This window comes from Streptomyces niveiscabiei (assembly GCF_001419795.1).
Lineage (GTDB): Bacteria > Actinomycetota > Actinomycetes > Streptomycetales > Streptomycetaceae > Streptomyces > Streptomyces niveiscabiei.
On record NZ_LIRL01000704.1, the window covers coordinates 1 to 5,942 of the forward strand.

General features: G+C 74.7%; 5 protein-coding genes. All 5 read left to right on the plus strand.

The genetic code is table 11. From position 1 onward, the window contains the following. Positions 1–1,225: gamma-glutamyltransferase (locus AOK24_RS31065; protein ID WP_055723369.1), on the plus strand; the 1,225-nt coding region annotated here is incomplete at its 5' end. An 87-nt stretch (positions 1,226–1,312) separates the two neighbouring features. Next, on the plus strand, positions 1,313–2,158 hold the full coding sequence (locus AOK24_RS31070) for an inositol monophosphatase family protein (RefSeq protein WP_055723370.1): 846 nt from the start codon (positions 1,313–1,315) through the stop codon (positions 2,156–2,158). A gap of 88 nt (positions 2,159–2,246) precedes the next feature. Then, positions 2,247–3,659 carry a phytoene desaturase family protein gene (locus AOK24_RS31075; RefSeq protein ID WP_055723373.1) on the plus strand — a complete coding sequence of 471 codons (1,413 nt, stop codon included), beginning with the start codon at positions 2,247–2,249 and terminating at the stop codon, positions 3,657–3,659. Between the two features lie 219 nt (positions 3,660–3,878). After that, positions 3,879–5,198, plus strand: a complete 1,320-nt coding sequence (locus AOK24_RS31080) for a UbiA family prenyltransferase (RefSeq protein WP_240554219.1) — start codon at positions 3,879–3,881, stop codon at positions 5,196–5,198. Between the two features lie 21 nt (positions 5,199–5,219). Beyond that, positions 5,220–5,942: sugar phosphate isomerase/epimerase family protein (locus AOK24_RS31085; protein WP_055723372.1), on the plus strand; the 723-nt coding region annotated here is incomplete at its 3' end.

Genomic DNA, 5,942 nt, shown 5'->3' on the forward strand with positions numbered 1-5,942 from the left:
CGCCGCGACCTGGCGCCGCCTCCTGGACGAGGTGTCCGGCACGGCCGACCGCGCGGCGCAGATCGACGCCGCGCGGGACGTGTGGCGTACCGGGTTCATCGCCGAGGCGCTGGTGCGGCAGTCCGCGCGCCCCACCCTCGACGCCACCGGCGAACGCCACACCGGCACCCTCACGGCCGCCGACCTCGCCGGCTGGTCCGCGGCCTACGAGGCGCCCGCGACGTACGACTGGAACGGCTGGACCGTCTGCAAGCCGGGCCCCTGGAGTCAGGGCCCCGCCTTCCTCCAGCAACTCGCCCTGCTCCCGCCGCAGCTGCCGCCCTACGGGAGCGCCGACTACGTCCACCTGCTGATCGAGGGCTGCAAGCTCGCGATGGCCGACCGGGAGGCCTGGTACGGCGACGCGCGCGAGGTGCCCCTCGCCGACCTGCTGTCGTCGGCGTACAACGCCGGACGGCGCGAACTGATCGGCGACAAGGCGTCGTACGAGCTGCGGCCCGGCGCGCCCGGGGGACGCGAGCCCCGCATCGGCGCGCACGCGCGCGTGGACGCCGATTCCGGGGCGCCCGGCGCGGGGGCGCTCGGTGTGGGGGAACCCACCGTCGCGACCGACGGCACGACCCGGGGCGACACCTGCCACCTGGACATCGTCGACCGGTGGGGCAACATGATCGCGGCCACGCCCAGCGGCGGCTGGCTCCAGTCCAACCCGGTCGTGCCGGAACTCGGCTTCCCGCTGGGCACGCGCTTGCAGATGACGCGCCTGGAGGAGGGCCTCGCGGACTCCCTGACGCCCGGACGACGGCCCCGTACGACGCTGTCGCCGTCCCTCGCGCTGCGCGACGGCGTGCCCGTGCTGGCGTTCGGCACGCCCGGCGGCGACCAGCAGGACCAGTGGCAGGTGCACTTCTTCCTCGCCGTCGCCCTGCGCGCGCCCGCGCGGGGCGGACTCGACCTCCAAGGGGCGATCGACGCGCCGAACTGGCACAACGACTCCTTCCCCAGCTCGTTCTACCCGCGCGGAACGAACCCCGGCAGCGTCACCGTGGAGGAGCGCACGCCCGCCGGGGTCGTCGAGGAACTGCGGCGGCGCGGGCACGACGTGACCGTGGGCGGCCCCTGGTCGGAAGGGCGGTTGTGCGCGGTCGCGCGCGACCCGGAGACCGGCGTGCTGTCCGCCGCCGCGAACCCGCGCGGGATGCAGGGGTACGCCGTCGGCCGCTGACCGGCGGGAACCGGCCTTTCATCCCGATTCCACCCGGAGTGCATCGGGCGGGCGGGGATTGTCAGTGGGGCGTGCTCTCATGGAGACATGATCGAAGACATGGAAACCATCGAGGAGTTTCTCGCCCGGCGTGCGGCCGACGTGGAGGACGCGGTCCGGACGGCCGCCGCGACCGAGATCATGCCCCGCTTCCGGCGGCTCGGCGCGGGCGACGTGGACGAGAAGGCGGGCCCCCACGACCTGGTGACCGACGCGGACCGGCTCGCCGAGAAGTACCTCACCGACGTCCTCGGCAGGCTCCTGCCCGGCTCGGTCGTCGTGGGCGAGGAGGCGGTCCACGCGGACCCGTCGGTGTACGGGGCGATACGGGGCGACGCCCCCGTGTGGATCGTCGACCCCGTCGACGGCACCCGCCCGTTCGTGCGCGGCGAGGACGGCTTCTGCACGCTGGTCGCGCTCGCCCGGCGCGGCGTCCTCCTCGCCTCCTGGACGTACGCGCCCGCCCGCGACCAGCTCGCGACGGCCGTGCGCGGCGGCGGCGCGTACCTGGACGGCGAGCGCCTGCACGCGGGCCGCCCGGCCCCCGGCGCCGACCTCCGCGTCGCCTGCTCCCACCCCGACTACACGGACGACGACCAGAAGGCCGTCCTGCGCCACCTCTGGACCGACGGCATCGCCCCGCGCGCGTGCGGCGCCGCCGGACTGGAGTACCTCGCGATCGCCCGCGGCGAGTCCGACGCGACGGCCTTCTCCTGGGAGGCCGCCTGGGACCACGCGGCGGGCCTGCTGCTGGTCGAGGAGGCGGGCGGCACCCACCTGACGCTCACCGGAGAGCCGTTCCGCATCACCGGGGGCAACGCCCTGCCGTTCACGACGGCGCGGGACGCCGAGACCGCGCGGACGGTCATCAGGACGCTCGCCGGAAGGGAGTGAGCCGACGCCCCGGACCCGTTGTCGGACCCCCGGCATATCCTGGCCCCAGGTGGCCGGACGGCTGACGAAGGGGTCCGAAGTGGCGGCGGTGTTCGATGCGGTGGTGGTGGGGGCGGGGCCGAACGGACTGACCGCCGCCGTGGAGTTGGCGCGCCGGGGGTTCTCCGTGGCGCTGTTCGAGGCGAAGGAGACCGTCGGCGGGGGCGCGCGCACCGAGGAGCTGACGCTGCCGGGGTTCCTGCACGACCCGTGCTCGGCGGCGCACCCCCTCGGGATCAACTCACCGGCCTTCCGGGCGCTGCCCCTCGATCGGTACGGCCTTGAGTGGCTGCACTCGGAGCTGCCGATGGCCCACCCGTTCCCGGACGGCAGCGCGGCGGTCCTGGCGCGTTCCGTCGCCGAGACGGCCGCGTCCTTCGGCCCACGCGACGCGGGCGCCTACCGCCGCCTGGTCGAGCCGTTCCTGCCGCACTGGGACACCCTCGTACGGGACTTCATGTCGCTGCCTCTGACCGCGCTGCCCCGCGACCCGGTCACCCTGGCCCGCTTCGGCCTCGCGGGCCTGCCCCCGTCGACGTGGCTGACCCGCCGCTTCCGGGACGAGCCCGCGAAGACGGTGTTCGCGGGCCTCGTCGCCCACGTCATGGCGCCCCTCACCGGCCTCGCGACCGGCGCGATCGGCCTCGTCTTCGCGCTCGCCGCGCACGCGCGGGGCTGGCCGGTGGCCCGCGGCGGCTCCCAGGCGATCTCCGACGCGCTCGCCGGCTACCTCAAGGACCTCGGCGGCGAGATCCACACGGACTACGAGGTCAAGCGCCTCGACGACCTCCCGCCCGCGCGCGCGTACGTGTTCGACACCTCCCCGACCGCCCTCGCGCGCATCGCGGGCCTCGGCGGCTACTACGACAACTACCGGTACGGCGCGGGCGTGTTCAAGGTCGACTACGCGCTCGACGGCCCGGTCCCGTGGACCGCCGAGGCGCCCCGATCGGCGACGACCGTGCAGATCGGCGCGGACAGCGCGGAGATCGGCGCCGCGCTGAAGGCCGCGTCCCGGGAGAACCGCGCCCCCGACCGCCCGTTCATGATCACCGTCCAGCCGAGCATCGTCGACCCCACGCGCGCGCCCGAGGGCAAGCAGGTCTTCTGGGCGTACGGCCACGTCCCGAGCGGCTGGACCGGCGACCTCACGGAGCCGATCGAACGCCAACTGGAGCGCTTCGCACCGGGGTTCAGGGACCGGGTCCTCGCGCGCGCGACCTTCGGGCCGCCCCAGCTCGCCGTCCGCAACGCCAACTACGTGGGCGGCGACATCGGCACGGGCGCGTTCGCCGGGCTCCAGGTGATGCTCCGTCCCAAGCTGTCGCTGTCGCCGTACACCACCCGGCACCCGGCGATCTTCATCTGCTCCTCGGCGACCCCGCCGGGGCCCGGGGTGCACGGCATGTCCGGACACAACGCGGCGAAGGCCGTATGGCGAAGACTGCGCGCACAAAGGTGAGTTCAGGTGTCCATACCCTCAACTCCCCGGACTCCGCAAAGCCTTTCCCCTGTTGCCTTCACCACTGCTCCACATACATCCGGATACCTTTGAAAGTGAAAATACTGTGAGTAAGGTGCGTGCATGGATGATCGGAAATTTACATTCCGCTCCAAGTCCCCCTATGACCGGCGCACTTCGGATTTACTACGGCTCGTCAGGGCACCCGCGGCTCTGAGCGTGCCGGGTGATGTGCTCGCCGGAGCGGCGGCGGCCCGCACCCCCTGGCACCCGCGCGTCCTGGGTGCCACCGCCTCCTCCGTCTGCATGTACTGGGCGGGCATGGCGCTCAACGACTACGCGGACGCCACGGTCGACGCCGTCGAGCGCCCCGACCGGCCCGTCCCCTCGGGACGCGTGCCCCGCCGCACGGCCCTCGCCGTCGCGACCGGCCTGACCGCCGCGAGCCTCGGCCTCGCCGCGGCGACCGGAGGCCGCCGAGGGCTCCTGGGCGCGCTCCCTCTCACGGCCCTGGTCTGGTCCTACGACCTCGGCCTCAAGTCCACCCCGGCGGGCCCCGCCGTGATGGCCGGCGCCCGCGCCGCCGACGTCCTCACCGGCGCCCTCGCGGTCGCCCCGCCCGGCGCCGCCGCGAGCGCCCTGCGCCGGGGCACCCTCCCGGCCGCCCTCATGGCCGCCCACACGTACACCCTCACCGCCCTGAGCCGCCACGAGATAGCGGGCGCCCCCGCGGACGTCCCGGCCCGGACGCTGGCCGCCTCCACGGCGACCGTGCTCGCGACGGCGGCGGGGCCGCTGGTGCGGGGGCTGAGGGGGTCCGGCACGGCGGCCGACGCGCGCGGCGGTACGGCGCTGAGGGTCATCGCGGGCGGAGCGGCGAGGCCGCCCGCGCGCGCCGTGCCACCCACGGTCGCCGGAGCGGGCGGTACGTCGAGCCGGTCGGACGGCCGCTCCGCGAGGCAGCCGGTCGCCGGGCCGGTTCGGTCGGGCGTGAGGGCCGCAGGGGCGCCGACTGGCAGGGGGAGCACCCGGGCCTCCGTGGCGTCGGCAGCGGGCAGTGCCCTGGCTTCCGTGTCGGCAGCAGGCAGGGCGAGTGCCCCGGCCTCTGCGGCGTCGGCAGCGGGCAGTGCCCTGGCCTCCGTGGCGTCGGCAGGCAGGGCGAGCGCTCTGGCCTCCGTGGCATCGGCAGCAAGCAGCGCGAGTGCCCCGGTCTCCGGGGCGACGACCGCCGCCCGCGCCACTGCCCTCGCCGCCGCACTCCGCCGAACACGCCCCCAGAACCCCCGTACCGCCGCCACCGCCGTGATCGCCGGTGCCGCGGCCCTCGCCTACCTCGGCTCCTACGGGCTCGCGCAGGTCAAGGCCGTGCGGGCGCCCTCGGGGGAGAACGTGCGGGGCGCGGTCGGGGCCGGGATCACCGCGCTCGTCCCCTTGCAGGCCGCGCTCACCGCGCGCGCCGGTGCCCCCGTCGCGGCGGCGCTGCTCGGCGCCGTACACCCCCTCGCCCGCCGACTGGCCCGGCGGATCTCCCCCACCTAACTCCCGTGTGAGGAACCAGGCATGGCCTCCCCCCTCAGGTTCGGCTACGGCACCAACGGATTCACGCACCACCGGCTCGACCACGTCCTCGGAGTCCTCGCCGACCTCGGCTACGACGGCGTGGCGCTCACCCTCGACCACGTCCACCTCGACCCGTACGCCGACGACCTGCCCCGCCGAGTGGCCGACGTACGCCGGAAGTTGGACCGGTACGGGCTGAGCGTGACCGTCGAGACGGGTGCCCCCTACCTCCTCGACCCCTACGGCAAGCACCAGCCCACGCTGATGGGCGACGGCGTCGACCAACGCGTCGAACTGCTGCGCCGGGCCGTGCGCATCGCGGACGAACTCGGCTCGCCCACCGTCCACTTGTGCAGCGGCCCCGCCCCCGACGGCATCCCCGAGGCCGACGCGTTCAAGCGGCTCGCCGACGGGGTCGGACGGGTGCTGGAGACCGCCGAGTTCTACGGCGTCTCCCTCGCCTTCGAACCCGAGCCGTACATGTTCGCCGACACCGTCGATCGCTGTCTGCGCGTCGCCGAACTCACCGGCGGACACGAGCTGTTCGGCATCACCCTCGACATCGGGCACGCGCACTGCGTCGAGGACCTCCCCCTGCTGGACTGCGTACGGCTCGCGGCGCCCCGGCTGCTGAACGTCCAGATCGAGGACATGCGGCGCGGCATCCACCAGCACCTCCCCTTCGGCGAGGGCCGCGAGGACGGGCGGGAAGTCGATCTCGCC